Annotated in this window: 3 protein-coding genes; 2 read left to right on the plus strand and 1 reads right to left on the minus strand. The window is 39.9% G+C overall.

Annotated features, from left to right (window positions below):
- Positions 1-139 precede the first annotated feature (139 nt).
- Complete coding sequence (locus CA730_RS11860) at positions 140-1,285, plus strand: SpoIID/LytB domain-containing protein (protein WP_096667465.1); 1,146 nt, start codon at positions 140-142, stop codon at positions 1,283-1,285.
- A 292-nt stretch (positions 1,286-1,577) separates the two neighbouring features.
- Here the strand turns inward: CA730_RS11860 and CA730_RS11865 are convergent, their stop codons facing one another.
- Positions 1,578-2,834, minus strand: a complete 1,257-nt coding sequence (locus CA730_RS11865; RefSeq protein ID WP_096667467.1) for a hypothetical protein — start codon at positions 2,832-2,834, stop codon at positions 1,578-1,580.
- Between the two features lie 518 nt (positions 2,835-3,352).
- Between CA730_RS11865 and CA730_RS11870 the strand changes: the two genes are divergently transcribed.
- Positions 3,353-3,637 (plus strand): DUF5785 family protein, encoded by a 285-nt coding sequence (locus tag CA730_RS11870; RefSeq protein WP_096667469.1) that lies wholly within the window; start codon positions 3,353-3,355, stop codon positions 3,635-3,637.
- Positions 3,638-3,766: the final 129 nt, after the last annotated feature.

The raw sequence follows: 3,766 nt of genomic DNA on the forward strand, positions 1-3,766 counted from the left end.
CTAGAGAATTGCTGAACTAGAATAGTAGACGCTTATAAAGCCTCCGGCACGCTCCGCGAAAGCCGTTGGCACTTCCTCCACTGTCTGAAGCCAAGTGGCTTCGGTGCCATTCGTTCTATTTTGTGATCAAACAATTAGCATGAAATTCCAACTTTTATTAGGCAATTTGTTTTCTGAGATTAAAGGTAGACATTGGTGGATAGGTATCCTGATCTGGTTTGTATTACTTGCTCCTGCACAAGCATCTGTAATTCTGCGTGTGGCAATTGAAAGAGAAGTCAAACAGGTAAAAGTCGGTGCTTCGACAACCGCTATTGTTAAAGATAGTAGTGGTAAGATTCTCGGAGAACTACCGGGAATGAGTGCATTTGCGGCTCAAGCAGTTCCTGGGGGAGTAGCTTTAGATAGATGGCAATCGGGGTTATTTTGGATAGAACCCACCAATAAGGGATATGTTTATATAGGCGATCGCTGGTTTCGTGGTAGAACCCTAGTAGTCCCCACAGCCAACGGTTTAACCGCTGTTAACTGGGTAGATTTAGAAGAATATCTCTACAGCGTCATTGGTGGAGAAATGAACACTAGCTGGCCACAAGAAGCCCTCAACGCCCAAGCCATAGCAGCCCGCACCTATGCCCTTTATGAACGTGAAAGACAACGGAGAAATCCCCTTTACGACTTAGGAGATAGTCCAGACCGTTGGCAAATTTACAAAGGTGTCAGTAGTGAAGCCCCCAAAACCTACATTGCAGCAGACACCACCGCCGGCAAAGTCCTCACCTACAACAACAAAATCATTCTTTCCGTCTTTCACGCTTGTTCCGGTGGACACACCGAAAACGTCGAAGATGTCTGGACTAGCAAAGAACCTTACCTGCGGGCTGTTCCCGACTTTGATCAAAATATTAAAGAATGTAACTGGGTAAAAACCTTTACCCCCGGAGAAATTAGTGCCAGAATTTCGGGTGTCGGTAATGTCAAAGACATGATTATCGAAACACTCTCACCTTTTAAAAGTGTCAAATCCTTAAAAATTATTGGTGATAAAGGGACTAAAATTCTCCAAGGTGAAGAAGTGAGAACCGCACTCAGAATTAAAAGTACCCGTTTTATTGTTAATAAAGACGCAAATGGCGGTTTTGTCATTCAAGGATTAGGTTTTGGACACGGTTTAGGAATGAGCCAGTGGGGAGCTTATGAACTAGCAAAACGTGGTGCAAACCACCTACAAATTTTAGGATACTACTACAAAGGTGTAGCCCTGACACCTATTCAAGCAAAGTAGGAGGCAGGGGGCAGGGAGCAGCTGACAGGTGTAGGTTTTTTACATTCTGGTGAGGGCAAGACTTGGGCGACAAGGTGGACAAGGTGACAAGGGAGGAAAACCCTACAGGATGATGTTTTTTGGCAACAATAACACACCGTTAAAAGACTATTGTGCGTATAGAATCTTCCTTGTCTACGTTCCCTCCAAGTCTTCCCAGTCTTGCCTTCACAGACAATATTAAAAACCTACCCTTGTGAGGGCACGGAGCAGGGGGAATAATGATCAACAACCAATGACAACTGACAACTGACTAGTCACCTATTTGCTTATTCTTAAATTCCTGTTCCAGTAAATCTGTATCTGTGGAATAAACAGAATCTTCCTTACCAATCACTTTTTCTGTGGCAAATTCACGAGCAAAAGCGATCTTTTTCCGTAAAGAAACATCCGCACCTGCTAATAACCTAGCCCGTTCTTGGCGTTGAAGATTGCGAGTAGAAATCTGATTATTGCGTCGCTTAATCCAAAAATACCGAATTAAGGGAATAGCGAGAAACCCTGTACCATAAGCCAATAACAATCCATAAATACCCTGCACAAAAGCTACTAATCCGCCAACCTGAGCCGCAATTATGCTATTTTTTAATAAATTGCCCAAAATTAAAGCTCCTACAAAATTCACCCCTCCTAAACCAGCACTGAGCATAATTTGTCCAGAACTAGCCGCACTAAAATTCCAGGAAAATTCATGCAAATATTCAGATATTGAGCGCCGCTGTTTTTTACTAGCTCTTACCTGTAACTCTGGAAAATAATATACTATTTGACCATCAGAACTCACCTGGGGCATTCCATTGAATCTTACCAGCACAGGCAACATATAATCCTCATATTCTTGTTGATATTTTTCGCCAACATCATCCAGAAAAGGAGCAACTTGTTCCGCCACGACTGCACCTTGATTATTACTAATTACAGCCCCAATTTCTTCCCAACGGCGTTCTTCCAAATTGGCATTAGGATCACCATCTCCAAAGAGAAATGAAAACACAGCTTCAAAAAAATTCATTTCACTATTTTCGCCCCGTTCCTTCCGCCGTTCTTGGTAGGTATCACGATAATTTGGGCTAAAGTACCAGAATAAATCTGGGAAGAAAAAGAAATTAAAACCCCTAAAATTATTCCCGCGATTGTCATTATCTCGATCTGAACTAGCAGTCATAATAATGATGATAGTTAGAGTAATTAGCAAGATAGAAGCAACTAAAAGAATGCCAAAGGAAATGCGAATGAGGTAAAATAAGACAGACCAAACTTTTTTCCACCATTCTTTGAATCTAATTTGCAAGTATTTATTGCGGATAATATCACGAAAATTTTTGGGAAATTGGTAAACAACATCACCTGATTCTGCAACCTGCAAATGTCCCCCAGCATCAGCCGCTAGGGCTAATAAACTTTGATTAACTTCAGCTATACTTAATCCTATCTGAGTGGCAACATCACCAACTGTGACTCGGTAGCCCAGTTGTTCTACAGAACGCATAATGGCGGGATTGGGAGTCATAAATATTACGATACAAAAAAACTTCAACTACTTGTCTTTGACTCCAATATAACAAACTCCCAGCTTCTACTAAACTGGAGATAGAGCTTCTAGATATTCTTACGGCTATTGCTCTACTCAATTGCATATGCCTTAGCCACACAGTTTCCATCCCCTGGCGGGGAAGTTGGTTTGGAAAGACTCACGGGGGAAGAAGCTAAATTTTGTTTTACCTGTGCTTTCTTAATTTATTGAATTTTGTTTTGTTATTGATTAGCGAACTTTTTGTTTGGTTTAATAACCAGCATTTAAGGTATTTTCATCTTACTATCAGCCTTAATTATTCAGAAAATTAGCATAATTTTTACGAGACTTAACTTTACTGAAGAAATTATATTTCTTCAAAAAAATTTTCTCTACTAGAGAGTGATTTTTGCCTTCATAAAAAGTAATTCTCAAGATAGAAGGAATTAATAAATAACAGTTTTAGCGTAGAGAAGTAAATAGATAAGCTACGACGATAATGTCAGGAGAACTTTATGGCTACTAAATCCGAACAAGGACAAGAACATCATCGCGGTCCTGAGAAAGGTGAAGCTTATGGAGTAGCAGCAGTAACTCAAGCACTTGCAGGTATAGACTTTCCTGCAAATAAACACAAAATACTGGAACAAGCAAGAGGTCATGAAGAAATTCACTGGACAAAAGACAAAACTATAGATTTATGCTCATTACTGGATCAAACAAATCAAGATGAGTTTGAAAGTATGCCAGAATTAGTTGAAGTTATCAGTGAAAGTATAAGAGAAGAAGAACTTGCATAGCTGTAGTGGCTTATAAACATCAACGCTGATGTTTATAAGCCAGAAAATTATCCTCAAAATATTATATTTTACTAATTATGAAATAGTCGGATATCTTTATTTTTAGGACTTACGCAAGTGTCACACTAA

The organism is Dolichospermum compactum NIES-806 (genome assembly GCF_002368115.1).
Classification (GTDB): domain Bacteria; phylum Cyanobacteriota; class Cyanobacteriia; order Cyanobacteriales; family Nostocaceae; genus Dolichospermum; species Dolichospermum compactum.